Raw genomic sequence first — 25,359 nt, 5'->3', positions numbered from 1 at the left:
CTAGGTAAATCAAGGGTACGACTGCCGGGTGTCGATGCCGCTTTTGAAGCAGGCATCGGCACCAGCTCGGTGAGCGTCGCCCGCGCAATTCAGCTGACGCGCTCGATACACCCAGTCGAATCGTGCCGCAACTTGCCGCGCCGACAGGGCGCCCGAAGACTTCAGACTTGTGACCGAAGGTCTACGCCCAGTCCTCCTCCCATTATCCACCTCCCTCAAATCAAAGTGGACGTTCAATCTGAACAAATTACGCCATCGTATCACAAACGACTTACCGATCCCCGACGTGCTCTAGCCTTAGTGCTTGTTAAGAAGGTCGGCTACTGTCTCTCCGCGTCGCCGGGCATCGGCGGCGAGCCACACCTCCCCCACCTCATACACGTCGCCGTGGGTACTGAACGGCACAATGACGTCAATGGCAGCCGACAGCAGGTCAAGAAGCGTGTGGTCTTCCACAGCAGCTCCTTGCGGGCTGCTCTTGACGAGTGAAAAGAGCTTTTTAAAGCCTTGGACCGGATCCGCCCCATGAATCGTTGATATTGATCCCGCATGGCCGGAGACGACTTCGCTAAGGTAGGCCCAAGCAGCATCATCGCGCATCTCGCCAAGCAATATTCGATCAGGGCGCATGCGCAAGCTGGCTTGCAACAGTTGCTCGGCTGTCACCGCACCTACGCTTGCTCGGTCCTTCGGATAAAGTAACCGGACATGGTTCTCGTGCGGGATTGCAAGTTCGAGCGTGTCCTCGATACTTATCAGCCTCTCTTGCGGGGGTATAGCGTTGATCAAAGTCTTGCTCATTGTCGTTTTGCCGCTTCCAGTAGGTCCGCAAAGCAGCATCGTGAGCCGCCCGCAAACGCATGCTCGCAAAAATTGCTCCAAGTCACCATGGTCGTAGTGCTGAAGAATTGTTTCGTCCTGCCGCTCTTGGCGCTCCTTTCGTGACCGCCATTGATTCCAACGCGAGTATTCGTAGCGAGAAGAAACTTCCTTGAGTTCGGTCACACGACTTGAGGGACGCCGTATCGTCAGGCTTATTGTTCCTGAGGGAACAGCGGGCGGCAAACAGATCTGCAGCCGCTCTCCGTTCGGCAGCTCAGTCGCACAGAGGGGGCTTTGCGGTCCGACATCTTGCTTGCGCAGCGCTCCAGCGAGGATCGCGATGTCCTCCAGATCGTCATAAGATAGCGGCAGCGGATGTTTCGTGAAAACGCCGGCCTGTCGGACAAAGGCTTCCCCAGGCCGGTTGATAGCGACCTCTTCGGTCCTTGGCTCCTCAAGCCATTTCAAAACAGGGTTGAGAAGCAAACGCAATTGAGGGTCAGCCTCCGGTCGCATTGTTGTCTCTCCGGCGTTGGCGATGTTGGGGGGCTGGCGCCACGGCGATCGGTCTAAGATCGTATACATCTGAGAAATCGAGGTCCCGAGCCACAAAGATGGATACAGCATCTCCCTGGTTTTTCTTCAGAGTTGGCGGAACGTTGATCGTTGCTCTAAGGGTCGTGTCAACGGCTTGTCCGGCGTTGCTCTGGAAGCTGTTGATGCCGCTTCCTCCACCTGAGCTGCCAGCGTATTGACCGGCGGCCTGAAACGCGCCTTGAATGACGCTCATGAGCATTGCTCCGCCAAAGCGCTGCCAGAAGTGATTATCCACCGTGCCAGGCATTCCGGAGCGGCCGAGCTCGTCAGCGCCCGGCGACGCTAGCGAAACGAGGGCATGGTCAGGCGTTTCGATGCGCGTCCACAGCACGAAGACACGCGCATCCCCCTGTTGGAGACCACGCTGGATCTCGCCAATCACGGTCGTCCCGCGATCCAAAAGCACCACGTTGTTGGTGGCGCCGCGGACGTCTTTAGGTAAGACGCACTTCACATAACCCGGTAAATTTGTGTCGACTGCCGTTTGCAAAATGCAGGGAATTATCGTTCCTTGGGTAATCACGAGATCAGGGTGCGGCAAAAGTGTGGCCCGGCTTGGCTCCTGTATATCTGGTTTCAATCGCCCCGTCAGATCGCCAGCGTCTGAAATCTCATGCGAGGTCGCGGGAGCATCCCTATGGTTGTCTTCGCTCCGCTGACCGTCGTTGGGCATTTGACCGCTGCCACTGTAGGCGAAAATTGGTGTTTCCTCCGGCGGCGGATCAGCTGGCGTCGGAGGCGGCGTGGATGGCGCAGAATCTCCTGCCTGCGCCGCCTGTACGGGTGCTGGAGCTTCGGGAGCAATCTCAATCGGCACGGGGCGGAATGGCTCGGCGTCGGCGACAATTGGAGGTTTTGGCTGAGTTGGCTCGTCTTGTGTGCTGGGACGACCGCCGAGCCAGATGAGCGATAGAGATGAGATGAGAACAAGAGCAGCGACGGCCAACTTCTGCAATCCCGAAACATGCCGGCGGGCCGGCTCCGAGACCATCGATCCTGAGGCATGGACATCATGTCCCGACTGTGGGCCGGTTTCATTCATCGGCCGGGCCTTTCAAAACGCGCCACACGTCGGGTGTCACTGTACCGGTCCCTGGCGCTCGTCCCACAGGGTCATAAGCCCTGTTGAAAATGGACAAGACCGTATTGCCATCTCTCAGACGCCATTCCCGGGCGACTGCGGATACTTCAACATAGTCTCCTTTGACCGTGTAATTGGCAGCGGCTTCCTTGCCGTCGGGATTGATAATGTAGAGGGAGGGTATGCGGGAATTGCTTGCGAAGCCAAATACGGTGGTAAAGCCATTATCGAAAACTTCCAGCGGCGCCAGCGATCGATCGCCCTTTGCGACGTAGTGAAAATTGCTTTCGTCCGGACTGGTAGTTGCGGCGGGCCGATTCAACAAATCCTGAACTCTCTCGTCGCGCAGCACTTTCGCCCGGGCCTGACCAAGGATCGAGCGCCTTTCTGCGTCCTTTCTCTGAGCAGCAGCCTCATCAGCAGGATAGGTGAACTGCACACTGTAGTATAGGTCAGGTTGCTGCTCATCGAGTTTTGGCATCGCTCTCGTTGAAATACTGAAGACGTATCTCCGTGTACCGGACTCACTCTCGGCCAGCACGATGACCGGCTGCGGCGGGAGCATCCGGCTAGCCTTAAAAAAGAGATAGTTGGCGCGCGGGAGCGCAGCCAGGTCTTTGCTATTGGAAACGGCCACGGCTGCGACTGTCTCGTTGGCCGCGAATGTGACAACCAGCGTTGCCCCCACTGCGGTAGACAGGCGCACCACTTCGTCAGGACGGTAAGCCAGGTAGCGCATGCGCGCATCGTGCTTGCCGGCAAGTGGTGTGTCTTCCGCGGACGCTTCCATCGTTAAGAAGAGTGAACAGACCAGCGCGAGAAACGCTCTTTTTGTCATGGCTGCACATAGCCCAGGTTCGATACGCTATCTTCCGAGCTTTGATAGGAAGTGACGAGTAGACCTCCCGGATTGGTGAGCCTCGATTGCCCAGGCAGACCCGTCAAGCGCTCGTAGCGGATGGTAGCTGTCCAGGTGGTCACTATCGGCATCTGCCCATCGACAACAAGCGAACGTTTGTAACGGATCTGTTGAACGTCCGGACTGATGTCGTTTGAAGAAATATGCCCGACCTCGAGCTTGCCGCGTTTGCCGACCGTGACTTGCGGGGAGGTGGGATTCGGATAGTTGAAGAAATCTTGATATTGCTGTCGCACAGCCGGCGCGCTGAAACTGGATACGAGGTCATAGGCGTATTGGGCTGTATCTGCTGTGTACCCCTCGCGCAGGCGTACATATTCCCACAGCGAAGCATTTATGACGGCTCGGTCTTGGGTTGCCGGCAGTCGAGAGACTGACACTTCGCTGTCGACGGTCCCATCCGGCCGGACCCAGAGGAACACAGGTACGAGCTTGGCCAACGGGACCATGGCAGCAATGGTAAATGCCTGTGCAACATTTCCTAGGACCGCCGCTGCGGCAAAGGCTATCAGGGCCTTTGACAGGCGCCGCGCAGACTTCGCTCGTGAAGTTTGAAACGCTTCCACCTTCTTATAGTGGGCGGCTAGCGTTTCTCTCTCCACCAGAAGGGCATGTTCAGGAACTTTCACTTTGGCTCTTCCGCGCATTCGACCCGAAGATCCTCAGGGGTGGTTTCCCATTGTCCCACGTTCAGTTGGAATGGGGCACCCGCGCATGTCGCAAGCCCATGGCTCGTCTTGCAGGCGGCCAAAGCGAGGATTGACAGAAGTAGGCAATATTTCATGTTTTTGGCACCGAGCTTGTCGATTGATTAAGCACCCGCCGTTTTGGCAAAGTGGCGATTGAGGCTGTTAAGAGGTCGGTTCGCACCTCCCCAAGAGCCGCCGGCGATGCTGCTGGCGATCGTCGGAAGCGCGACGATCAGAGCGTCACCAGCTAGGAAAAGCATGTCGAGCTCGTAAAGCCCGATGATCTTGGCTGCTGTCGTGCCCGAGAATTTGATCATCAAAAGCATGGCTGCCAGCGAGACTGCTTCGGCAGCGATTACTATCGTTGCAACGATGTTGAGGAGGAGAAGCAGCAGCCCGTACGAGAGCAGTTGGCCGATCCATCTGGTGGCTATGTCTCGAGTGTGATCAAAAAGGTAGCCTACGAGGACCAGGGGGCCGATCGTCAAGAGCACCTTCGTCAGAATTCCAACGGCATCGTAGATCTCGAACGCTGTCCACAGCGCGCCGTAGAAAATCCATTGCGCTCCCTCGAAAGCAAGTATGTCCTGGCCGTTCATAGGCCCAATTTCGGAAGCAATCAGCTGAAAGACATACTGGCTTGAAGCAAACATGAGATCGAGCTTCTGGGGGATTCCGATGAAGGGCAAGTCGCTGCCACTGATGTCGTGAGCCAACCTCGGAATCGTGTCGTCGAAGAGCGCTTCAATGTACTGCTGATAGTTGGCCTGCCCTAAGATAAGGGCGACGACAATCGACACCATAATTACGCGCGAGATACCCCCGCGCGCATCGACTTGACCACGCATGACCAGACAGCCTTGGATTATTATCCAGAGCGTGACACACGCAACCAGAGGCGCACTGACCGCCGCTTGGACGTTTTCAAGCACTTTGTGCAGCCCGGACGTGAAGGCCCCATGAAAGATCGTGTGTATAGTCGTGAATGGCGCGGGAATTTTGAAATTCATGGCGTGAGCCTGATGTGTCCCTGATCAGCGCAGCTGAGCCTGATGAACTCTGTGTGGTTTACGGGAGGATGCTAAACATATTAGCGGTGTCCTGATGTTCGCGACGCTGCGTGGCGGCCTCCTCCACGGCGTGAAGGCTCCCTTGTGCAGTGGCCATTGTCAGCAGACTCGTGGCCTGGACATTTTGGATCATCGCATCGTGAATCTGCTTGAGGACCAGACCGTTGGTCACGGTGGCCTGCATAATATTTCCCGAGCGGGAAAGCTGACCAAGCGTGCCGGCGTTATCCTTAAGGCGCTTGTCCATCATGCCCAAAGTGTCGGCTGCAATAGCTGCGGCATTGGCGGCCCCGGCGATTTGTCCCTGTAACAGTTTCGCTTCTGAATCGGTGCCGTTGACTATCCGATTTGGGTCCTTCGCAATGTTACGGGCCATAATCGAAGCTGGCGCCCGAGCATCAAACATCTGCTCCTCCAGCTTATTGCTCGACGGGTAGTGATTTCCTTGGTTAAGTGAGCTTAGCAGTCCCGTGACAGCGAATGACGACGTTAGAATTGTCACCATTTCAATCGTGGTAGCGAGCGTCTCGATTGACCTCTCAAGGATCGCCGCATTGGAAAGCGCTGTTAAGGTCGCTTGTGTTTCTGTTACAGGGTCGCTGACGATAAATTGCGAACGGGCCTGTCCGTGAAGCAGAAGGGAAGCAGCAAGGGTCGTTACTGCAAGTTTGGCAAATTTCATGAATATTCCTCCGTCAGTCTTGAACTTCGTGGTACCGGGCCATGAACTTGTCGAGCCACCCACTTGGGGCGTCTCCGTGCTGGTTACGAAGCTGGTCGGCAAAGCGCACTGTGTTGGCCCGCCCCGAGAGTACGGCTACGTACTCGCGCATCTGCCCAAGATCGAATTCGCAAACAATACTCCCGCTATCGCGCTTGAGCAAAAACTTGCGGCTGCCGATTGCCATTCCCTGGCGGATTGCCTCGAACTCCTGCGCAGTGCACTTCAAGCCATCGACATACGCAGAGCGGTCCGCCGTCGGTGATGGGTAGAAAATTTTCGTCATACATTGCGCAACGAGACTAGCTCCGAGAGGCGATTCCAGAACGTGTTCAGGCTGCTGCGTTGCGAGTATCAACATGCCGTTGTTTTTGCGGACCGTGAGCAAGAACTTGTCGATAACGGCCGAGAATTGGGGGTTGAGTAGATAGAATCGAAATTCGTCGCAGCTCATGACGAACCGACGACCATCGACGATAGCGCCCACTCGATGCAGAAGGTATGCGGCGGCCGGTGCACAGACCTCCTCATATTCCAGGAGCTGCGTCATGTCGAAGCCCGTAATGGAGGCATCCAGCCTTACTTCGTCCACGTCGCCGTCAAAGGCCCATCCAAGCGCCCCCCCTCTACACCACCGCTGCAGCCGTGCTCCTGCGCCCTCGGAGGGGCTGTGCAATAGGAACTCGCGCAGGCCCGCAAGTGAGCGCATAGGGGGTTCGAACGAAAGCTGACGAACAATGCCGCGTTCCAGCCGACGGCTTTCCTCCGGCGAGATCGGACCACGGCCGTCACTCTCGATCAGGGCCATCAACCACTCGCGCAGAAAGTCCCGGGAGGCGGAGGTGTTGTCCAGTCCACGCAGAGGGGCCAAGCCGCTCGGAGCGCCTCTGCGCAACGCAAGATATGTCCCTCCCGTGGCTCGCACCAGCAGTTCACCACCCCGATCCTTGTCGAAGAAGACGATCGCACCATTGCGATCGACCAAGCTTTGCTCAAGCATCGCGAGGACAAAGGTCATCAGCGTCGTCTTGCCTTTGCCAACGGGCCCGAATATTGCCGTCATGCCGACGTCATTCTCATGGGGGATGTAGTCGAAAGAAGTTCCACCGTTTGTGCGAAAGCGCGCAACAGCATTGCCCCAGTGGCCGGAACTGGAACCGCTTGGGAAGTTCTCAAATGAGACGAGCCCGGCAAAATTGTGTGAGGTGATCGCCCCCGGGCGCGTGCGCCACCTGTTGTTCCCCGGAAGTTGGGACCAATATGCGGCCTCCATGCCGATGCCCTCTTGGACGATAACGGCGCCCGCGTCGGCCAGCCGTGCGCGGGCACTTGCTGCGCGATCTGCAAGGCTATTGAGGCTGTCGCCATAGACGCACAGGCTCAGATGATGCGAACCCATCACGAATTCGTTGCTTGCCAGTGCGTCCTCTGCCTCGGCAAGTTCATTGATCTGGGTGAGAGCCTTGTCGCCGGCACTCGTCATCTGGCTGGACTTAAGGCTTAGTTTGGCATGAGCTTGTGGGCGAGTGAGGAAGGAAAAGCTCTGGCTCAGGACAAGCGGGAAGTTGGCGGACAGCAAGGAATTTAGCATGCCCGGCCGCGTCGTCGCCGGATATTCACGGAACGAAAACAATGATCCGACGGAGCTATCCCCGGGCCTTCGAATCTCAAGCGCCCGCTTCCCGCAGATGACCTGGTCAGTGTAGATCGAGGCGCCAAGTGAGCCGGTAACCATCGGAACCGGAAGAAACCGGCAAGTCATCATGAGCCGAAGCGCCTCGCCGATTTCCGTGAAGAGCACGTTGCCTTTCTCACGAATGCCCAACCGGCGCAGACCGTAACCGCCGAGTGCGCCAGCAGTGATGTGCCAGAGGTCTTCCAGGCTCCGCATTTGGGTGGCTAGATCGTGCTCATTCCGTCTGCGGGACTTGGCAATCCGCAAGCCGATCTTGCCGATTGCGGTGCGGGGGGACACGATCAAAGTGAGGAAGTGATCGTTGCGAAAGAGCTTTCCCGACAGCACACGACGCTCGTAGGCCTCGCTCAGACTGCCAGCGAATGCACTTTGAAACTGGCGCGGCGCCGGCGCCGGCACATCGTTGTGTCTCACAAGATGAGCGTATATCGAGACATTGTCATCGGCGATGTTGCGCAAGAGAGTGTTGAACGCGCGGCAGCGCGAGTTGCGCATCTCAGCGTCTTCCAAATCAAAGGGCACACCGTTCACATGTGCCATGGCCATGATCGATCCGTCTTCCAGAAGGACAACCTGATCGCTTACGTGACCAACATACGGAAGGTAGATCTCGCCAGACCTCTCGGTCCGGCCGCTGGCGCCGAACATTACACCATTCCTCTTCCGCGTTTCGGCACTCTGATCGGATTGGCGCTGACGCTTGCGCCTCCCCAGACCGGCCCGTCCACGCTTCTGCCGGCCGTCTGCAAATAGAGCAGCACGACGCTTGCCGCGTTATAGTCACGCTCAACAACCAGCCGTGCTCCGAACCAGAGTGGCACGAGAACGATTTCGTAGAGCGGGTTCTGAAGGATAATGATAACAAGCCCAGCCAACATCATGAGCAATCCGGCCAGCGTCAGCGGCACCCCCAGAAACAGTGCGGGGCGCGTCGCCGCCACATAGAGGGTGCTCACTTCCAACCGGTCGCTCATCAGCCGCCGCCTATGAGCGCCTTGCCCAGGAAGCTGGCCCCGAACATGATGACGATCCCTCCAACGACACCCGCAACCAGGCCAAGTGAAGCACGACCGAACATCCAAGAGATACCGATGGCTACGAGCCCGAGCACGGCCAGTGATTGTCCAAAGGGGCCAAGTATGAACGTGCAGATATTCTGGACCATCTTGGCAGGATCCGTCCCTCCGGTCACCTGAGCCGCGGCTGGCCCGCTGTAGAAGACCGTCCACGCCGCGCCTGCAGCAGCGGCCGGTACATATTCAGCCGCCATGCGCAGCATGGAAAAAGGCGAAGGAACACGCGTTTTAAGCGCACGAAGTATCTTGAGTGGCGTCATCATTGCATCTCCATGTTTCAATCGAATACGAGTTTGTTCGGGTTCGCGGGTTCCCGTGCTTTCGCAGCCTGGCTGCCTGTCGGACCGGAGGGATCGGCCCCGGAGCGGTCTGGCTGATACGAGCCCCAAATGTCCCAAGAATCTTGGTTGGGCTGCTTCTTTCTATTGGCCTGTTGGCTCTGCTGGAGCAGAGGCGGCACGGCTTTCCGACCGGGTGCCTCAAGGTGCGGCACATCTCGAGCAGTCGGCTCCAGCGTTCGCTCAAGGAGACTTGAGATGTCCTTTGCGGCCGACTCGACCTTGCGTACATAACCGTTGGCGAAGCCACGCGTGACGTCGCCCGTGTTATAGGCCGAGATGGCACGGCGAAGCGCCAGTTGCTGTGCCACAGCAGTGGTGCCGCCGGCATACCGGCTTTCAAGCAAGTGGGCGGCTGCCGAAAGCGAGGCGCAGGGCTCGAAAGCCCTTTCCGGCGTAAGATTGAGCATGGCAAAGTTCTTGCTGTTTATCTGCATCAATCCAACATCGACAGAATGTTGTGCTTCGAGGCGTTCCTTGATGCCCCGCGTGGCTTCCAGGTGGTCTATCCAGCGAAGCTGCTCACCTGTGGTGTTGTCATGAGCCACCAGCGTGTCAAAGCCACTTTCAATCTTGGCAATCGCGGCGAGGGTGGACGGCGCAACCCAGGGAGCGCATTTGCGCGACAGGCTGCGGAACTCACGCGGAGAAAGTGGCGCGGGCTCGGCTGGGAGTGACATGGATGTCAACAGGACGACGGCCAGCGGCCAAGCTGCAATAAACATTCCCTATCACCTACCTTTCCAAGCCGCCGGACGGGTTCTGGCCCTGTCCGGCACGCGCTTATCGGGGAGGTTTGTTACTGTGTGATGTTCAAGTTCAGCTTTTCGGTTTCAATTGAAGCAAAGACCGTGTTCGTATCAGCGTGGGTGAGCATCTTGCGCATGCGTGGGTGGCGCGGGCCCGATCAGCCAGCGACATCCGGAGCATCTTGGTACAATGACTCCTGTACAGGATTTTTGCTCGTCCCGGCCGTCCGTTGCTCCTGGAGTGTGGGCCACGACTTTGGCGTCATGGATGGTACTTCTGTCAGCGCCAAGCCAAGGACAAAATGGGGAGCTTGGCGGGCTTGTTCAGGCTCGGGATCACCGTGGGGATTCGACTAAGGCGATAAAGCGGCCCAACTTTGCCGGTATGCTGCCGGTCGTTAAAGAGCAGCCATGCGCGGCCCTGCACACTCAGATCATTGCTTGAGACGCGAGCTCGTCCGCGAAGCTGGCTCGAGGGCGCAAATCCGCGGCGGCGAGGGTCAACTGGGAAGACGTGGCGGCGCAGCCCATCCTGGTGCGAGCCTCGTTCAGCTGTTCGGCCGCCGCCGCCAAAGGGTGGATCATGCACAGTCCCATCGGCAGATAACCGCACGTCATTGACGGAGTCCGACGGCGCAATGGACAAGCATAGTGACACGCTCAAGATGGAGGAGTTGCAGTAACTGAGAAATGTTAGCCCGGACGTTCACCGCAACCGGCGACCTGCCGGTCGCCGAACAGCATTTGAGGCCGCCGGCCACCTTGGACGAAGCCGGCTTGGCAGGAGACACACTATTTTGCACAAGGCCGCTGCAGCGAATCACGGTCTTCTTCCGCCGACCGCCTCTCCGATCAAGCCAAACGCCGCGCTGCTCAACCATGTCCGAGCTGGATCCACGAGCCGGAGGATATCGAGATGATCCAGGTCCGCAAACTCCAGGATGACCAGGATGCAAGGGCATAGCAGGAAACTTGGCATCCATGAGGTCGAACTTGAGTGATATTGGCAGGCCTGCACCAACGGGGGAGCTCGAAGCGAAAAAGCGAAGGACCACACGGCAGGGTCATGTCGGCGCTTGGACCTGTCTGGTGGCCACGGGCTGCCTTGGTGCGGTCAATTCGCTGGGGATGAAAAGAACAGGACGAGCACGGCCTCACATTGGCCGCACGCAACGGCGAGTGGTATCAAGGAGCAGCTGTTCTGGGTCGGTGCCCCAGGGTTGCTCGGCAACAGGTTTAGACAAGGGGATTCAAGATTGAAGGTGTGCCGTTGAAACATGTTCTTGTCATTGACGATGATGCCGCAATGCGGCGCCTCATCGCCGAGTATCTCACGATGCATGCCCTGAAGGTAACCGCAGTCCACGATAGCAAGCAGTTTGACTATGTTCTTTCACGTGAGCCAGTCGATCTCGTGGTTGTTGACCTTAACCTAGGCCGGGAGGATGGACTTGCGATCGTCCGCAATCTGGCGACAAAATCGGATGTTCCTATCATAGTGATCAGCGGCGACCGGCTTGATGAGGCGGAAAAAGTGGTTGCACTGGAGCTCGGCGCAACCGATTTCATTCCCAAGCCTTTCGGGATGCGCGAATTCTTGGCCCGCATTCGAGTAGCGCTACGCCAGCGCATTTCTAGTCCGCGAACCAGAGAGCAGCGCTCATTTCGCTTTGGGGCCTGGAAGCTCAGCGTGAAGCAGCGGCGACTGATCTGTGCGGAGCGTGGCGAGGTCAAGCTTACCGCATGTGAGTTCAATCTCTTGATCGCATTTCTGGAGAACCCCCGCAACGTGCTATCCAGAGAACGGCTTTTGCTCGCGAGCCGTGTGCGTGGAGAAGAGGTGTACGATCGAAGTATCGATGTCCTAATCATGCGCTTGCGCCGAAAGCTGGAGGCTGATGCGGCCAACCCTCGCCTGGTCAAAACATCCCGTGGCGCAGGGTACTTCTTCAACGCTGACGTAGATGTTAGCTACGGAGGCACGTTGGCCGCGTGACAGTGAGCTATGCTGGAGATTGGGGTGACGAGGCTGATCAAGCCTTCCAACAGTACCAGCCTGATCAATTACGGCGAGAGCTACCGGTCCGGAGATCGCATCAGCCCCTCTCTGCATATGCACGCGGCCGCCTGAATTGCCGATTTCGCTCAGCTGCTGCTGAATGGCGACGGCTTGCGGCGTATTCAGGGCCCTCTGCGTCTGCGCTGGCCACAACAGCGCTGGTGAATGTTCATTGTTGGGACGACTCACTCGGGTGGCAGGTGGTTGTCAAACGGCTTCCAAAACTGACCCCGGATCGGCGTCCAATTTTGACCCCCCCTTATGTAATGCGCGGCGGTCAGCGTTCGCCCGGGCGGAGCTGGTCAGGGTTGCGCAGCCCGGGCGAGCGCGGATGGCGCTTGGCAGCTTGATGGGGTGATCAGGCGCGGTTCTTGAAGCGCCAGGATTCGTTTCCGGTCTCGATGATCTCGCAATGATGGGTGAGACGGTCGAGCAGCGCTGTCGTCATCTTGGCGTCACCGAAGACGGCGGGCCATTCGCCGAACGCCAGGTTCGTGGTGACGATAATGGAGGTGCGCTCGTAGAGCCTGCTGATCAGGTGGAAGAGCAATTGCCCGCCGGCTTGTGCGAACGGGAGATACCCGAGTTCATCGAGCACGACGAAGTCCAGCCGGGTGAGGTAATCGGCGATACGGCCCTGCTTGCCGCCGCGGTGCTCGGTCTCGAGCCGGTTGACGAGATCGACGACGTTGAAGAAGCGGCCACGTGAGCCATTGCGGATCAGGGCGCGGGCAATGGCGATTGCGAGATGCGACTTGCCGGTTCCGGTGCCGCCGATGAGCACGGCGTTGCGCTGGTCGGCGACGAAGGTGCCGTTGGCAAGGTCCCGGACCAGCACCTCGTTGACCGGCGTGCCGTCGAAGTCGAACTCATCGATGTCCTTGGCGATCGGCAGCTTGGCGACAGTGAGCTGGTATTTGATGGAGCGGGCCTGCTTCTCGGCGATCTCGGCCGACAGCAGATCGCCGACGATCCTCGGCGGCTCGTGCTGGCGCTTGATGCCTGTCGCCATGACCTCGTCATAGGCGCCGCGCATCCCGTAGAGCTTCAGCGTCCCCATTAGTTCCAGAACCTGCGTGCGTTCCATCAGCTTGCCCTCCTGAGGCTGTCGTAGCGGGCGCAGTCGGCCTGCGGCTCGTGCTGCAGGCGAAGAGCGTCCGGGGTGAGAATGGTGACGGCCGGCGCCGGATCGCGCCGCCGCGCCAGGATGTTGATGATGACGGCGGCGGAGCAGACATTCTGGTCGAGCGCTTCCTGGCAGGCGGCCTCCACGGCATCGATGCCGTCGGTCAATACCGCGGCCAGGATCGACACCATCTGCCGATCGCCGTCATGCGCCGCCTTCAATCTGCGTCGGATACGCTCCATCGCCGAGGGCAGAACCCAGCTTTGGAAGGGCGCACCGTTGCGCAGTGCACCGGGCTTGCGAGCGAGGACCGGAACATAGTGCCAGGGATCGTAGACCGTCTCGTTGCGGCCGAAGGAGCGGGCATGTTCGGCGACGACCACGCCGTCCTGGCGGATGACGATCTTGCCGGCATAGGCATGGATCTCGACCGGGCGGCCGACGGCGGTCGACAGCACCGAGTATTTGTTGTTGTCGAAGCGAACTGTGCAGGTCTTCGACACCGAGGCAGGCACCGTGTGGAAACCGTCGAAGGGGCCGCGATACTCGACCAGCTTGCCACGCTCCTCCTCGAACACGTTCCAGATCGTTCGTTCCGGTTGCTCGACGTGACGATGCGCCTTGGCGTAGACGACGCACTTGTCATGCAGCCAGGCATTCAGCTCCTCATAGGTCTTGAAGCGCAGCCGCGGCGTGAAGAAGCGCTCGCGCACCAGCCCGACCTGGTTCTCGACCTGACCTTTCTCCCAGCCCGACGCCGGCGTGCAGGCGACCGGCTGCACCAGATAATGGCTGCACATCTGCAGGAGGCGGCGATTGTATTGCCGGTCCTTGCCAACAAAGATCGTTTCCACCGCCGTCTTCATGTTGTCGTAGATGCCGCGCGTGCAGGCGCCGCCGAAGAAGGCAAAGGCCCTGTCATGAGCGTCGAACACCATCTCCTGGGTCTCGCGCGGATAGGCCCTGACGAACATCATGCGGCTGTGGCAGAGCCGGACATGGGCGACCTTCACGGTCACTGTCACGCCGTTGATCAGGACGATCTCGTGGCTCCAGTCGAACTGGTAGGCCTCGCCCGGCGCGAAGAACAGCGGCACATAGGCGTCCGACATCGCCGACCCCTGCGCCTTCGCCCAGCTCTTCGCGTAGCGGCGGACGGCGTCATAGCCTCCCTCGTAGCCGAGGCTGCAAAGCTCTTCGTAAATCCGGATCAGTGTCAGTTGCTCGCGCGCCGCCTTGCCACGGTTGCCATTCAAAAACCCGTTAAGCTGATCCTGCCACGGACCGATCTTCGGCTTGGGCTGCCGCTCGCGTTCGTAGGAGAACGATGTCTCATCGGATCTGAGAATCTTGCGGACGGTGTTCCGCGACACATGCAGTTCGCGGCAAATCCGCTTGAGCGACCATCCCTGCACATGGAAGGCGCGCCGAACCCGGGCAATCGTATCCACCGACTTCATCCCCACACCATCCGCTCGCTACGACGAGCTGATGGTCGCAAATCAAAGCATCAGGGGGGTCAAAATTGGACGCCGATTCCCCGGCTTATAGGGTCAATTTTGCACGCCGATTCACAGGTGGTTGCCCTGGTCAAGCTCATCCGGCGAAGGGCGGATCTGCTGTTGGCTGGCAGCCAAGACTGGGGGCGGCGGCCCGAACTCCGGCGTCCCAGAGCTTGCGAAAGCCTCCGACACGCTTCCCTTGAGGTCATCCCGTCCAGCGGGCATCCCTGGGTTGCTGAAAAAAGACGAGGCGGCTTGATGATCCTGCCCTCGCTGAAGCACCTCGCGAAACCCCCTGTTCCAGTCGCAGAAGCTCCTCTGGTTTGGTTGGCGGCTCGTCAGCTCGACCATCGAACAGCGGCCGGAGCGCCTCGGACACGTGCTGCTCAAAGCCCACTCGCCGGGCCTGGACCGCTTGCCCGTCTTCCAAGCCGGCGTCCTGCACCTGCGACAAAGCTGTTACACGGGATGGATTACTATTTCGCGGGTTCATACTAGCCTCACATCAAACTGTATCGTCAAAGTCCTGCGCCAATTCACACAGCGGGTCATCGAGTTGAGATTCTGCGGAGAGCGCCTCCTCTGCTCCCGTCAAGGGCGCCGGCTCCGGGAGGGCGCCTGTCTGGCTTTCAAAGATGCGTTTCAGAATGCGATCCGAAAAATATCGCACCTTCCTCAATTTTAATGGTGGCAGACCTTTGATGAGAACAATCTCGTAGTCGTCATCGAGCAGCCGAACCTGTTCGGGACGCAATAGCGGTGCACCTTGATGTGAATTCTGAATGGTCCAGTCGAACGTTCGCGCCTGGCTGTGGGAAATCGATTTGGCTTCAAACGTGTATTCACCGATGGCCTTGGAAATGTAGTTCGGAGTCTCGTCATCAGCCGTGGCCATGAACACTTGCAGTCCGGTATTGCTGAGAAAATTCTGCTTGCCAGCCTCTCCATAAGCCCCCGTCAGTGCCGAAAGGCTTTGGATGATGAGCATGAAACGCCCCTTGTAGCCCGCGATAGTCGTGATTGCGGTCTCGATCGCTTCCAGCTTACCCAAGTGCTTGAACTCGTCGAGCAGGAAGAGAACCTCGTGCTTTTCATCCCGGCGGGCCAGCGACCGCTGCAGAATTGAAACGATTTGCTGAAAAAACAAGCGTATCAGAGGCGCGATCACCTCAAGGTCGTTCGGACCAACGCAAAGATAGATGCACGTTCTGCGACGGCGAAGATCATAGACCGAAAAGTCCGAGCGACTTGTGGCCGCCTTTACAGCGGGATCCGCCCACAGGTTGAGCCCGCCATCGCCGAGCACGGAAGTGTAGGAGGTTAGGATTTTCGTATCGTTCCCCGCCATGTCGTCGAAGATGCGTTGTGCCTCTTTGTTCTGGGTCTCCATGGCGAGTCGCGCGAAGAGCTTAAACTTCTCCCCCGGCTGGGCGAAGAGGTCATAGACGGCGCCGATTGTTGGCGTGCCCCGCTCGATGCAGGCAAGTATTCCCGCGACAAAGATATCTCGCGCGCCGCTGACGAAACCTTCCGCGCCCTCCCCCTTGGCCGTAATCAGGTTTGCGGCCAAGCGGCGGGCTTCGGTGAATTGCTGCTGTGGAGGCAACGCTATAAGATCCAACAGCGGATTGTAGCAGTTTGTGCGCCGCTCCGAATCCAGCGGCGCGAATTTAAACACGTCGTCACCTGCGGCTTTGCGCGCCCTCGAGGTGAGCTCAAAGAGCTCCCCCTTGACGTCCAGAGCTATCACCGAGCCTTTGAATGTAAGTAGCGTTGGAATGACTATGCCGACGCCCTTGCCAGCGCGGGTCGGTGCAACGATGAGGCTGTGAGGCTGCTCGCCATTGGTCAGGTAGTAGCCAGGCCAGAAAGGGCCACTTGTCTTCCCAAACACCGGCCCTGTCACGCCACGGTATCGTCGCAGATATCCCGCGCGTCGCATTTCATCCACTCGAGCCCAACGAGCCGTCCCGTGGTGTTCGAGCTTGCGGCGCAATACGATCTGCTGAATCAGCAAGACGACCGCGGACGTCGAGAGCACGATAGCCGCGCCCCGATAGAAAACGGGGGTTGCGAAACCCAAATAGAAGGGCGTCTCAAACCAAAAGGCACGGACATCAAACGCCATCAGAGCCTCGCCGCTGCCGCCGTGGCGGAAGGTTGCGTAAAGACTTGCCGCACAGAAGCCCACGGCGAGTGAGCACGCGATGCTAATGGCTATGTTGGGGGGCGTCGTTTTTGTTGAAAGCATTGTTCCATTGCCGGATTAGCCGTAGCTAATGCTGCGCGTGCTTCAGAGACCGAACCGGCGTCGCGCGATGTCGCCGCTCGACAGATCGATGCCGCAGTGGGTGGTGCGATGCTTGCAGCGCATCACCCGGCAGACGTGGTTTTTGAAAGTTACACTAAGCAGGTACGTCAACGGCCAGCGAATTGGAAACGGCAAGGCCGTAAACGGATTCGGGAGAGAAAGCGTCACTGTACCATGGCCGAGACCTCAACGGCCGGAGCGATCTCTGCTTCTGGTGGCCTCCATTAGGTCCTCTCGGGCGTGATTGAAGGCGTGGTTTATGGACCGCCCGATTTGAGCACCCCGCTGCAGCTGTTCATAGGAGGTTTGCGGGCCTACTGTATCACGGACTGCAGCCTCAATACCTGCTATGTGGCCGTCCAGATTCGCACTCCGTTCCTCTGCTGCATGCTGCGGCGGCGGCATGTGCGGCAAGATGTCTTGCATGCCGGGAAAAACTGAGTGAGCTTGGGCCTGTTGATTTGCGTCTAACTGGGGATACATGTTGAGAATAGCATTGGATGCCATGTTTCTGACATTGCCATCCGGATCAGAAGAAGCCAATCCAATGGCCTGATCAAGAATGCGAGATTTATTTTCGTGAGTAAACTTACTGAAGTGTGGCGCAACGTAATAAGTTCCGAGAGCTTGCGACGGCGGATCCATGTTGCCAATGCGATTAACAATAGCATCTTGCAGCCCTGGCGTTAGGTAATCGCCTAGATTACTGGCCGCTCCGACTTTCTGCAATGCTATGTCATCCGTGCTGTACCCCAATTCGGCTGTTAATGTCGCGGCCAGATCGATGGCTGATCGTCCAAGACGATTGGTCCGCCTTTCAAATCTCGCGAGGTCAGTTTCTGGCCCGGGTTGAGTGCCCCGAACGGCTGTTCGCTCGTGCGTCCCGAGGCCTTTGAAGCCCCCAAGATTTCGCGCTGTATCGCGCGGGTTAGCGGTTACCAGCCGTTCTGCAACATCGCTCAATGGCCCCTCTGGAACGTCACGGAGGCTACTGCTCCCCACGCCTTGAGATGATCTTGCAGCTGCACGTGCCCGTTTGTTATCGCGATCCATTGCTCGCCTCCAAAGTAGTTATTCTACCCAATGAGGTTACCACCAAAGCTTGACCTGCTAAACCGATATGATGTTACAGTTGTAGTATGGCAAAGGGTTCCCAGCTCTGTGGGTCTGCCAAGTGCCCGTCCAAGCCGAAGAAAATACGATGAAGCTGGCATCAAATGCGATGTGAACTGCCCCGGGCATTCCGGTGGCCGTTTCGTTTGAGTCACGCGGCTATGGCTGGTTCATCCAACATGCCGTAGTAGCGTTCCTCGGCTTCGGCCGGCGGGATGTTGCCGATGGGCTCCAGCAGCCAGCGATTGTTGAAGCAGTCGACCCATTCGAGCGTGGCGAACTCGACGGCCTCGAATGAGCGCCAGGGTCCGCGTCGATGGATCACCTCGGCCTTGTAAAGACCGTTGATCGTTTCCGCGAGAGCATTATCGAAAGAGTCGCCGACACTGCCCACTGCGGGTTCGACGCCGGCCTCCGCAAGCGCTCGGTGTATTGAATGCCGAACCCTAGAGAATCAGCCCTCAGAGCCTTTGGTAATAGACCGACCCCTCGCACCTGTTTGGGCTGGGTGTACAAGTCAGGTTTTCATCAGGTTGGACGAGTATGTCTGGCAGCCAGAGCGCGACCACTTCCGTGCCCGCCCGCTCGTCTGGCAGACACACAAAGGAGAAAGACATGCCGTCAGCTACAAGCAGCGCCATCGTTTCCTGCCGCAGATCATCGCCCATCCGGTCTGGCCCTCCTTCAGGTCCCCTTGGCCTGTGTCTCGTCGAGGAAATGGCCCGGGAGCGGGATCGTGGTTTCGTATGAGACAATCCGCCGGTGCGGCAACAAATGCGGTCCGCATACGGAGCCATTACGTCGCGGCACTTGATATTGCAGTGCAGCAAAGGTAGAGGGCCGCCCCTTATCGGAGTGTCGTCCATGGTCCTTACCAATACTGGTAGCGAGGCAGAACCCGTCGAACAGTCGAGCCATCCGGCAATCGAACAGCAAAGCCCCGAGGTGCTGATGCTAGGCGCGCTCGGCGTTGTCTATGGCGATATTGGCACCAGCCCGATCTACGCGTTCCGTGAGGCGCTGGTGGCGTCGTCGGGCGGCAATGTCGCCGAGCGCGGCGATATCCTCGGCGTTTTGTCATTGATCATCTGGTCGCTGACGATCATCGTCACCATCAAGTACATCATGTTCGTGCTGCGCGCCGATAACGGCGGCGAGGGCGGCGTGCTGTCGCTGATGGCGCTGGCGCGCGGCAGTTTCCCCAAGCGCTCGGCGCTGATGCTCGGCATCGGCATCGTCGGGGCATCGCTTTTCTTCGGTGATGCCGTCATCACACCGGCGATATCGGTGCTGTCGGCGGTTGAGGGCATGAATGTCGTCACGCCGACCTTCCAGCCCTATGTCGTGCCGCTGACACTGGTCATTCTTACCATGGTGTTTGCGGTGCAGCGCTTCGGCACGGGCGGGGTAGGATTGGTGTTCGGCCCGGTGACGGCGGTGTGGTTCCTGGCAATTGGCCTTTCCGGGCTCAACCACATCATCGCCGATCCGGAAATCCTGTGGGCGGTGAGCCCGCACTACATCGTCGCGTTTCTGATCAATTCGCCCGACGTCGCTTTCGTGACCATCGGCGCCATCTTCCTCGCCGTCACCGGCGCCGAAGCACTCTATGCCGATCTCGGCCATTTCGGCCGCAAGCCGATCGTGCTGGCCTGGCTGGCGATCGTGTTTCCCTGCCTGCTGCTCAATTATGCCGGGCAAGGCGCCTTCGTGCTGGCCAAGAATGGCGTCGTCGGCCATCCATTCTTCGAGATGAACGAAGGCTGGACGCTGATCCCGATGGTCGTGCTGGCGACGGCCGCGACTGTCATCGCCAGCCAGGCGGTCATCTCCGGCGCCTTCTCGCTGACCCGGCAGGCGGTGCAGCTCAATATGCTGCCGCGCCTGGAAATCCTGCACACCTCGGAGAAGCAGTCGGGCCAGATCTACATGCCGCGCGTCAATCTGTTGCTGGCGCTGGCGGTGATGCTGCTGGTCGTCGGTTTCGGCGAATCGAGCAAGCTCGCCTCCGCCTATGGCATCTCGGTGACCGGCAACATGCTGGTGACGACGGTGCTGCTGTTCGTCGTCATGACCCGGATCTGGAAATGGCGGCTGTGGGTGGCGGTCGCCATGACGGCGCTGTTCGGCTTCATCGATGTCGGCTTTTTTGCCTCCAACATCGTCAAAGTGTTCGAGGGTGGCTGGGCTTCGCTGGCGGTGGCCTTCGCTATCATCATGGCCATGTGGACCTGGGTGCGCGGCAGTCGCTATCTGTTCGACAAGACCCGCCGCAACGAAATCCCGCTCGATTTCCTCGCCGGCAATCTGTTGAAGAAGAAACCGCAGCTGGTGTCCGGCACCGCGGTGTTCCTGACCAGCGATCCACTCAGCGCGCCAACCGCGCTGATGCACAGCCTGAAGCACTACAAGGTGCTGCACGAGCAGAACGTCATCCTTTCGGTGGTGACCGCGCCGCAACCGGTGGTGCCCGACAGCGACCGGGTCAAGATGGAGACGGTCAACGAGCTGTTCATGCGGGTGACGCTGACCTTCGGCTACATGGAGCAGCCGAACATCCCGCGCGCGCTGGCGATCTGCCGCAAGCAAGGCTGGAAGTTCGACATCATGACGACCTCGTTCTTCCTGTCACGGCGTTCGCTCAAGGCCTCGCCCAATTCCGGCATGCCGGTGTGGCAGGACCGGTTGTTCATCGGCCTGGCGCGTACGGCGGCCGACGCGACGGAGTACTTCCAGATCCCGACCGGACGCGTCGTCGAGATCGGAACGCAAGTGACGATTTAGGGCATGCCGCGGTTGAGAAGAATCGGTGCTGTCACATTGATTGAGCGGTAAGGAAATTCAGGTAGCAGCGCGCCCGGCACTGTAAGTTTCAGCGGCTTGATGCAGCGATAGCTGGCCGGGACGGCTGTCACGCTGTGGCGACACACGCGATTTTGTTCCAGATTTGCATGGGGCGTTACGCAGGTCTCGATGTTGAGCCGATGACAGCGCATTGCAGGGAAAGTGAGCAGGTCGGCAATCGGATCATGGATGGAAACGAACCGCTGAAGCTGGCGTGCCGACTTGAAGCGTTTCATGATCCTTTCGCGTCGTCGGGTCGGCTGGTGCGAATTTTCCGCTCGATTATTCAGGCCTGTGTGCGACCGGTGTTCGACGCCGGGCATGAGGTCGCGCATGGCGGCATCATAGGATCGGAGCTTGTCGGTGATCATGATCCGTGGTGTCCGCCCTTGAGCTTTCAGCAACTTGCGCATCAGACGCTTTGCCGCCTTGGCATTTCGGCGGCTTTGTACCAGCACTTCGAGGACGAAGCCGTCCTGATCGACGGCACGCCGGAGCCACTGCTTCTTGCCACTGATAGCCACGACACATTCGTCGAGATGCCATTTATCGCCCAGGCAGCCGGCTGATATTGATCTCCTGGGCGGAATGCCGTCCGAATTTCTCCGCGCAGCTTCGAACGGTCTGATGCGTGACGATGATGCCGCGGGCCGCCAGCATGTCCTCAACCATGCGCAGGCTGAGCGGAAAGCGAAAGTAGAGCCATACCGCGTGCGCAATGATCTCGGCGGGAAAGCGGTGGCGACCATAGAGCGGATCACGAGCAACTTCTGACATGGCCCAATGTACGCACATCTTCATAAGCTGTCGGTTGACTTTACGATGCCGCGCTAAGCGAGCAGCATCCGGCCGGCGGGGCCGACCCCGTCTCCCGGCCGTGAGCAGAACGGCATCGCGCAGGTGCCGCTTCATCCTCGACCGGCCAGCCTGCTTTGCCGTTACCGCCGCCGCCGAAAGCGCCAGGCGTTGCCGCCAGGCGCCGATCCGCCGGCAGCGGTTCGTTTCCACCGATGATCCGAGTGCCAACCAGTTCCACTTTCCCCCAATACCTGCGTAACGCCGCCATGCAAATCTGGAACAAAATCGCGTATGTCGCCGCAGCATGACAGCCGTCCCGACCAGCTATCGCTGCATCAATACGCTGATATCTTTACAGTGCCCGCACGCCTCTCGCGCGCCAACGGCCAGTCGGGTGTCGCGAATGAGGCGCGCTGAAGCCATCCGGCTCAGCCGATCATGGCGCTTCGGTTGCCGGGTTCGAGGTCGTGGCCTCTGCCGCTGCGCGATTCTAGCATTTGCGCCTTGGAGAGCTCTGCTTCAGCCTCGGCGAGGCATGGCTCGGCTGCGGTTCTCTGCCGCAGAAGGTCCGATTGCGAATTCTTGACGTTGTCACGACGTAGGCGAGCGGCCTTGGCGAACGTCGGATAAGCGAAATGATTGACATCGGAGATGCCGGCCTTCGTTTCCTCGGCGTTTAACTGGAAGTCCAGTTCTCGCGCCATGCGTTCGAAATCGGCAATCATGATGTCTAGCTGGTGCAACTGTCGCCGCTTCTCATTCACCTGAAATTGCTTCAGTCGGACCAGATTACCTCGTGGCTTCATGACTCGGTACTCCGGTACCCATTTCGTCCAATCAAACCGCTCTCTCCCCTTAACGTTAGGCCTACAGCGACTCTCACGTTTTCTGCTGCGAGCGGAAACATATTTTCCAAAATCCTTGGCCGATGGCTATGAGTTCAATGGCATCGACAAGCATGCGAGCGGGGGACTTAAGGGGCGGTAAAAAAAGGCGGAATAGGGCGATTTTCACAATGTCTGCATTGAACGCGTTGAGACCTGCGGCGGGCTTGACACACAAAGCAATCGTCAAGATTTGCGACATGGACGCCGGGGGGCATGAATACGCCCGCCGTCAGCTACACGCCCCCCGATTTCCGCCGCCTATTATCGCCCACGCGGTCTGGCTTTATTTCCGGTTTCCGCTGAGCCTGCGCCTGGTTGAGGAAATGCTGCTGGAACGCGGCATCGTGGTTTCGTATGAGACAAGTCGCCGGTGGGGCATCAAGTTCGGGCTGGACTGCGCTCGCTGCTTGCGCCGCAAGCCGCCGTGCCGGAATGACGTCTGGTACCTGAACGAAGTGGTCGTCACCATCGCCCGGCAAAAAGCTTTGGTTGTGGCGCACCGTCGACCAGGATGGATATGTGCTGGACGAAATCGTGCAAAACCGCCGCAACACCAAGGCCGCCAAGCGCTTGCTGACGCGGCTGTTGAAGAAGCAGGGGCTCGCGCCGAAGCGCATGATCACCGACTAGCTGCGCTCGTATGGAGCGGCAAAGCGACAGGTGATGCCGGACGTCAAGCACCGGTCGCACAAGGGGTTGAACAACGGAGCGGAGAATTCCCATGTGCCGCCGCGAAAACGGGAGCGGATGATGCAGGGGTCCGATCGCCGAGAGGCCTGCAACGCTTCGTCTCGACCTTGTCAGCCCTCCGCAACCTCTTCGTCCCGCCCCGCCCCAAACGTTCTGCTCTCGCCATACATGTTCATCGCCTCAGCGCGATGGCGCTGGTGATATCACGACGCGTTTGTACCGCTCGACCTACGCCACAGGTGCCGACGCTGTGACGAGCTTCGTCGGTCGCGTGTCGAGTGACGGCACCGGGGACAATTATCGTCGACCGCAGTCCATTGCCCAGACCAAGGCGCTTCTCGGCGTCGGCACGATGGCAAATCGCAGCGTCACGATCTCGGCCGCTGCCCCTTCTGGCGGCGTGGACGGTGATTTCTGGGTGCAGCCGTAATGGCACTTTACGTCAAAGCCTCCGGGGTCTGGGGGGCGGCCAGCGCCGTCTGGGTGAAAATCTCAAGCCTCTGGACCAAGGCTCGACAGGTCTATGTGCGCAGCTCGGGCGTCTGGGAGAAAATGTTCCCGATAGATCTGGTCTTCAATGGCACTCACGAAGACTCGACTGCCACGACCGTTTACACCCACACCAGCATTCCGCTTCTTGTCGCGCCACACGCTAATCGTCGTGTCATCGTGACAACTGAGACCACTGACACCGAAAGTGCAGTGACCGTCAACAGTATGACGATTGGGGGTGTGGCTGCCACCCTTCTCGCTCAGGTGGAAAGCATCTTCAATTCTGGTGTGGTCTATCTGTCAGTGTGGTCAGCCCTCGTGCCAACCGGTACGACGGCAACGATCGTGACCACGTATAGTGAGAGCGTGTTCCGTGACTACATGTCGGTCTATACGACCACCGATTGGGATGGTGTGGTGGGCACTGTTGCCTCTGACAACAATTCAACGGGTGGCCTGACAACGACCGTCAGCATTGGTGCCCTGGGCGCAGCGATCGCAATTGCGGGCAACGCCACCAAGGGGGCATCGGCACTGCGACATGGACCGGGCTGACCCAACAGTTCTCAAACACACCAGTCACGGATACAAACCACAGCGGAGCAATGGCCATAGCTACCGCCGCCCAAGCTGCCCTCACCGTAACCTGTGCCTACAGCACTACTCCAGCACTTGCCGCACTGCTGGTGGTTCCGCGGTGCGCAACTCCTGACTGGCGACGGCGTCGGCGACATGCCTTACGGACTCGTATTGCCAGAGCTTGTAATCGTCGACAAACCAGCCAAGTCGGCTCTCGATCGCCGTAGCAAGCTCGTTATAGTCGAGGCTGTCGAGGCCGAGATCCCGCATTCTGGTTGTCATCGAGACCTCTACTTTTTCGGCAACTAGAGCGTTGAGGGTTTTGAGAACCAGTTGTTCAATTTCAAGTAATGTCATCACTAATACATGCCTTTTGATTGCAGATTCAGGTAATGCAACCCTGATCGGGGCCCAACCCCCAAAACGAGGTGTGCCGTTGAAACATGTTCTTGTCATTGACGATGATGCCGCAATGCGGCGCCTCATCGCCGAGTATCTCACGATGCATGCCCTGAAGGTAACCGCAGTCCACGATAGCAAGCAGTTTGACTATGTTCTTTCACGTGAGCCAGTCGATCTCGTGGTTGTTGACCTTAACCTAGGCCGGGAGGATGGACTTGCGATCGTCCGCAATCTGGCGACAAAATCGGATGTTCCTATCATAGTGATCAGCGGCGACCGGCTTGATGAGGCGGAAAAAGTGGTTGCACTGGAGCTCGGCGCAACCGATTTCATTCCCAAGCCTTTCGGGATGCGCGAATTCTTGGCCCGCATTCGAGTAGCGCTACGCCAGCGCATTTCTAGTCCGCGAACCAGAGAGCAGCGCTCATTTCGCTTTGGGGCCTGGAAGCTCAGCGTGAAGCAGCGGCGACTGATCTGTGCGGAGCGTGGCGAGGTCAAGCTTACCGCATGTGAGTTCAATCTCTTGATCGCATTTCTGGAGAACCCCCGCAACGTGCTATCCAGAGAACGGCTTTTGCTCGCGAGCCGTGTGCGTGGAGAAGAGGTGTACGATCGAAGTATCGATGTCCTAATCATGCGCTTGCGCCGAAAGCTGGAGGCTGATGCGGCCAACCCTCGCCTGGTCAAAACATCCCGTGGCGCAGGCTACTTCTTCAACGCTGACGTAGATGTTAGCTACGGAGGCACGTTGGCCGCGTGACAGTGAGCTATGCTGGAGATTGGGGTGACGAGGCTGAT

21 protein-coding genes and 5 pseudogenes are annotated in these 25,359 nt (G+C 58.6%); 6 read left to right on the top strand and 20 right to left on the bottom strand.

The features are described 5' to 3' along the window. Nucleotides 1–297: 297 nt before the first annotated feature. From virB11 to ACYHH6_RS10470, 11 genes are all read right to left on the bottom strand, one after another. The gene (virB11, locus tag ACYHH6_RS10520) at nucleotides 298–1,338 is read right to left on the bottom strand and encodes a P-type DNA transfer ATPase VirB11 (protein WP_023673699.1); all 1,041 of its coding nucleotides are present in this window, start codon (nucleotides 1,336–1,338) and stop codon (nucleotides 298–300) included. Next, the gene (virB10, locus tag ACYHH6_RS10515; protein ID WP_023708086.1) at nucleotides 1,322–2,461 is read right to left on the bottom strand and encodes a type IV secretion system protein VirB10; all 1,140 of its coding nucleotides are present in this window, start codon (nucleotides 2,459–2,461) and stop codon (nucleotides 1,322–1,324) included. The genes virB11 and virB10 overlap by 17 nt, the downstream gene beginning before the upstream one ends. Next, the gene (locus ACYHH6_RS10510) at nucleotides 2,454–3,338 is read right to left on the bottom strand and encodes a TrbG/VirB9 family P-type conjugative transfer protein (RefSeq protein ID WP_023679588.1); all 885 of its coding nucleotides are present in this window, start codon (nucleotides 3,336–3,338) and stop codon (nucleotides 2,454–2,456) included. The genes virB10 and ACYHH6_RS10510 overlap by 8 nt, the downstream gene beginning before the upstream one ends. Then, nucleotides 3,335–4,048 (bottom strand): type IV secretion system protein VirB8, encoded by a 714-nt coding sequence (locus ACYHH6_RS10505; protein WP_023685154.1) that lies wholly within the window; start codon nucleotides 4,046–4,048, stop codon nucleotides 3,335–3,337. Before ACYHH6_RS10505 ends, ACYHH6_RS10510 begins: the two co-directional genes overlap by 4 nt. Next, the gene (locus ACYHH6_RS10500; RefSeq protein WP_081726271.1) at nucleotides 4,045–4,203 is read right to left on the bottom strand and encodes a type IV secretion system lipoprotein VirB7; all 159 of its coding nucleotides are present in this window, start codon (nucleotides 4,201–4,203) and stop codon (nucleotides 4,045–4,047) included. The genes ACYHH6_RS10505 and ACYHH6_RS10500 overlap by 4 nt, the downstream gene beginning before the upstream one ends. A 27-nt stretch (nucleotides 4,204–4,230) precedes the next feature. Further along, on the bottom strand, nucleotides 4,231–5,118 hold the full coding sequence (locus tag ACYHH6_RS10495; protein WP_023673703.1) for a type IV secretion system protein: 888 nt from the start codon (nucleotides 5,116–5,118) through the stop codon (nucleotides 4,231–4,233). A 58-nt stretch (nucleotides 5,119–5,176) separates the two neighbouring features. Then, nucleotides 5,177–5,860, bottom strand: coding sequence for a TrbJ/VirB5 family protein (locus ACYHH6_RS10490; RefSeq protein ID WP_023673704.1), 684 nt, complete (start codon nucleotides 5,858–5,860; stop codon nucleotides 5,177–5,179). Between the two features lie 13 nt (nucleotides 5,861–5,873). After that, nucleotides 5,874–8,243: a type IV secretion/conjugal transfer ATPase VirB4 gene (gene virB4 / locus ACYHH6_RS10485; RefSeq protein ID WP_023724243.1), complete on the bottom strand. Its 2,370-nt coding sequence runs from the start codon at nucleotides 8,241–8,243 to the stop codon at nucleotides 5,874–5,876. Next, entirely contained in the window at nucleotides 8,243–8,569 is a 327-nt protein-coding gene (locus ACYHH6_RS10480) for a type IV secretion system protein VirB3 (RefSeq protein WP_023673706.1), read from the bottom strand. Before ACYHH6_RS10480 ends, virB4 begins: the two co-directional genes overlap by 1 nt. Continuing rightward, nucleotides 8,569–8,874 (bottom strand): pilin major subunit VirB2, encoded by a 306-nt coding sequence (virB2, locus tag ACYHH6_RS10475; RefSeq protein WP_023673707.1) that lies wholly within the window; start codon nucleotides 8,872–8,874, stop codon nucleotides 8,569–8,571. The genes ACYHH6_RS10480 and virB2 overlap by 1 nt, the downstream gene beginning before the upstream one ends. Before the next feature lie 74 nt (nucleotides 8,875–8,948). Continuing rightward, nucleotides 8,949–9,734 (bottom strand): type IV secretion system lytic transglycosylase VirB1, encoded by a 786-nt coding sequence (locus tag ACYHH6_RS10470; RefSeq protein ID WP_023724798.1) that lies wholly within the window; start codon nucleotides 9,732–9,734, stop codon nucleotides 8,949–8,951. A 1,294-nt stretch (nucleotides 9,735–11,028) separates the two neighbouring features. Here ACYHH6_RS10470 and virG (ACYHH6_RS10465) point away from each other — a divergent pair. Further along, the gene (gene virG / locus ACYHH6_RS10465; protein WP_023685159.1) at nucleotides 11,029–11,754 is read left to right on the top strand and encodes a two-component system response regulator VirG; all 726 of its coding nucleotides are present in this window, start codon (nucleotides 11,029–11,031) and stop codon (nucleotides 11,752–11,754) included. A gap of 421 nt (nucleotides 11,755–12,175) precedes the next feature. On the opposite strand, the gene istB is transcribed toward virG (ACYHH6_RS10465), so the two are convergent. The 5 genes and pseudogenes from istB to ACYHH6_RS10440 all read right to left on the bottom strand — a co-directional run. Beyond that, nucleotides 12,176–12,904, bottom strand: a complete 729-nt coding sequence (gene istB / locus ACYHH6_RS10460) for an IS21-like element helper ATPase IstB (RefSeq protein WP_027038551.1) — start codon at nucleotides 12,902–12,904, stop codon at nucleotides 12,176–12,178. After that, a pseudogene (istA, locus tag ACYHH6_RS10455) lies at nucleotides 12,837–14,403 on the bottom strand (IS21 family transposase). The gene istB and the pseudogene istA overlap by 68 nt, the downstream one beginning before the upstream one ends. Nucleotides 14,404–14,950: 547 nt before the next feature. Continuing rightward, on the bottom strand, nucleotides 14,951–16,696 hold the full coding sequence (gene virD4, locus ACYHH6_RS10450) for a type IV secretion system ATPase VirD4 (RefSeq protein ID WP_488481992.1): 1,746 nt from the start codon (nucleotides 16,694–16,696) through the stop codon (nucleotides 14,951–14,953). 246 nt (nucleotides 16,697–16,942) lie between these two features. Next, complete coding sequence (locus ACYHH6_RS10445) at nucleotides 16,943–17,719, bottom strand: hypothetical protein (RefSeq protein ID WP_352593613.1); 777 nt, start codon at nucleotides 17,717–17,719, stop codon at nucleotides 16,943–16,945. A 301-nt stretch (nucleotides 17,720–18,020) separates the two neighbouring features. Further along, nucleotides 18,021–18,290 (bottom strand): annotated as a pseudogene (locus ACYHH6_RS10440) (integrase core domain-containing protein); the annotation flags it as partial. Nucleotides 18,291–18,733: 443 nt separating this feature from the next. Between ACYHH6_RS10440 and ACYHH6_RS10435 the strand changes: the two are divergent. Continuing rightward, entirely contained in the window at nucleotides 18,734–20,653 is a 1,920-nt protein-coding gene (locus ACYHH6_RS10435) for a potassium transporter Kup (protein ID WP_352593616.1), read from the top strand. Between the two features lie 127 nt (nucleotides 20,654–20,780). Here ACYHH6_RS10435 and ACYHH6_RS10430 read toward each other — a convergent pair. The 3 genes and pseudogenes from ACYHH6_RS10430 to ACYHH6_RS10420 all read right to left on the bottom strand — a co-directional run bounded on the left by ACYHH6_RS10430 (nucleotide 20,781) and on the right by ACYHH6_RS10420 (nucleotide 22,317). Beyond that, a pseudogene (locus ACYHH6_RS10430) lies at nucleotides 20,781–21,490 on the bottom strand (IS6 family transposase). Nucleotides 21,491–21,565: 75 nt separating this feature from the next. Then, nucleotides 21,566–21,817, bottom strand: a pseudogene (locus ACYHH6_RS10425) (DUF1403 family protein); the annotation flags it as partial. A 122-nt stretch (nucleotides 21,818–21,939) separates the two neighbouring features. Then, entirely contained in the window at nucleotides 21,940–22,317 is a 378-nt protein-coding gene (locus ACYHH6_RS10420) for a hypothetical protein (protein ID WP_023679574.1), read from the bottom strand. Between the two features lie 294 nt (nucleotides 22,318–22,611). On the opposite strand from ACYHH6_RS10420, the pseudogene ACYHH6_RS10415 reads away from it, so the two are divergent. From ACYHH6_RS10415 to ACYHH6_RS10405, 3 genes and pseudogenes are all read left to right on the top strand, one after another. Next, a pseudogene (locus ACYHH6_RS10415) lies at nucleotides 22,612–23,342 on the top strand (IS6 family transposase). Next, nucleotides 23,339–23,518, top strand: a complete 180-nt coding sequence (locus ACYHH6_RS10410) for a hypothetical protein (RefSeq protein WP_031194388.1) — start codon at nucleotides 23,339–23,341, stop codon at nucleotides 23,516–23,518. The pseudogene ACYHH6_RS10415 and the gene ACYHH6_RS10410 overlap by 4 nt, the downstream one beginning before the upstream one ends. Then, nucleotides 23,518–24,135 carry a hypothetical protein gene (locus ACYHH6_RS10405; RefSeq protein WP_023737119.1) on the top strand — a complete coding sequence of 206 codons (618 nt, stop codon included), beginning with the start codon at nucleotides 23,518–23,520 and terminating at the stop codon, nucleotides 24,133–24,135. Before ACYHH6_RS10410 ends, ACYHH6_RS10405 begins: the two co-directional genes overlap by 1 nt. A gap of 105 nt (nucleotides 24,136–24,240) precedes the next feature. On the opposite strand, the gene ACYHH6_RS10400 is transcribed toward ACYHH6_RS10405, so the two are convergent. Beyond that, nucleotides 24,241–24,516 carry an acyl carrier protein gene (locus tag ACYHH6_RS10400; RefSeq protein WP_023679571.1) on the bottom strand — a complete coding sequence of 92 codons (276 nt, stop codon included), beginning with the start codon at nucleotides 24,514–24,516 and terminating at the stop codon, nucleotides 24,241–24,243. Between the two features lie 79 nt (nucleotides 24,517–24,595). Between ACYHH6_RS10400 and virG (ACYHH6_RS10395) the strand changes: the two genes are divergently transcribed. Then, nucleotides 24,596–25,321 (top strand): two-component system response regulator VirG, encoded by a 726-nt coding sequence (gene virG, locus ACYHH6_RS10395; RefSeq protein ID WP_023685159.1) that lies wholly within the window; start codon nucleotides 24,596–24,598, stop codon nucleotides 25,319–25,321. Nucleotides 25,322–25,359 lie beyond the last annotated feature (38 nt).

Source organism: Mesorhizobium sp. P171375 (assembly GCF_057786075.1).
This window is presented reverse-complemented; position numbering and strand designations above follow the sequence as displayed.

Bases quoted from the DNA above. Each gene is read 5' to 3' on its own strand.
- virB4 (WP_023724243.1), bottom strand. From the start codon at position 8,243: ATGTTCGGCGCCAGCGGCCGGACCGAGAGGTCTGGCGAGATCTACCTT.
- virB2 (WP_023673707.1), bottom strand. From the start codon at position 8,874: ATGCTGCGCATGGCGGCTGAATATGTACCGGCCGCTGCTGCAGGCGCG.
- ACYHH6_RS10435 (WP_352593616.1), top strand. From the start codon at position 18,734: ATGGTCCTTACCAATACTGGTAGCGAGGCAGAACCCGTCGAACAGTCG.
- ACYHH6_RS10480 (WP_023673706.1), bottom strand. From the start codon at position 8,569: ATGAGCGACCGGTTGGAAGTGAGCACCCTCTATGTGGCGGCGACGCGC.
- ACYHH6_RS10420 (WP_023679574.1), bottom strand. From the start codon at position 22,317: ATGAAGCCACGAGGTAATCTGGTCCGACTGAAGCAATTTCAGGTGAAT.
- virD4 (WP_488481992.1), bottom strand. From the start codon at position 16,696: ATGCTTTCAACAAAAACGACGCCCCCCAACATAGCCATTAGCATCGCG.
- ACYHH6_RS10495 (WP_023673703.1), bottom strand. From the start codon at position 5,118: ATGAATTTCAAAATTCCCGCGCCATTCACGACTATACACACGATCTTT.
- ACYHH6_RS10405 (WP_023737119.1), top strand. From the start codon at position 23,518: ATGGCACTTTACGTCAAAGCCTCCGGGGTCTGGGGGGCGGCCAGCGCC.
- ACYHH6_RS10510 (WP_023679588.1), bottom strand. From the start codon at position 3,338: ATGACAAAAAGAGCGTTTCTCGCGCTGGTCTGTTCACTCTTCTTAACG.
- ACYHH6_RS10490 (WP_023673704.1), bottom strand. From the start codon at position 5,860: ATGAAATTTGCCAAACTTGCAGTAACGACCCTTGCTGCTTCCCTTCTG.
- virB11 (WP_023673699.1), bottom strand. From the start codon at position 1,338: ATGCGACCGGAGGCTGACCCTCAATTGCGTTTGCTTCTCAACCCTGTT.
- ACYHH6_RS10400 (WP_023679571.1), bottom strand. From the start codon at position 24,516: ATGACATTACTTGAAATTGAACAACTGGTTCTCAAAACCCTCAACGCT.
- ACYHH6_RS10470 (WP_023724798.1), bottom strand. From the start codon at position 9,734: ATGTTTATTGCAGCTTGGCCGCTGGCCGTCGTCCTGTTGACATCCATG.
- istB (WP_027038551.1), bottom strand. From the start codon at position 12,904: ATGGAACGCACGCAGGTTCTGGAACTAATGGGGACGCTGAAGCTCTAC.
- ACYHH6_RS10500 (WP_081726271.1), bottom strand. From the start codon at position 4,203: ATGAAATATTGCCTACTTCTGTCAATCCTCGCTTTGGCCGCCTGCAAG.
- virB10 (WP_023708086.1), bottom strand. From the start codon at position 2,461: ATGAATGAAACCGGCCCACAGTCGGGACATGATGTCCATGCCTCAGGA.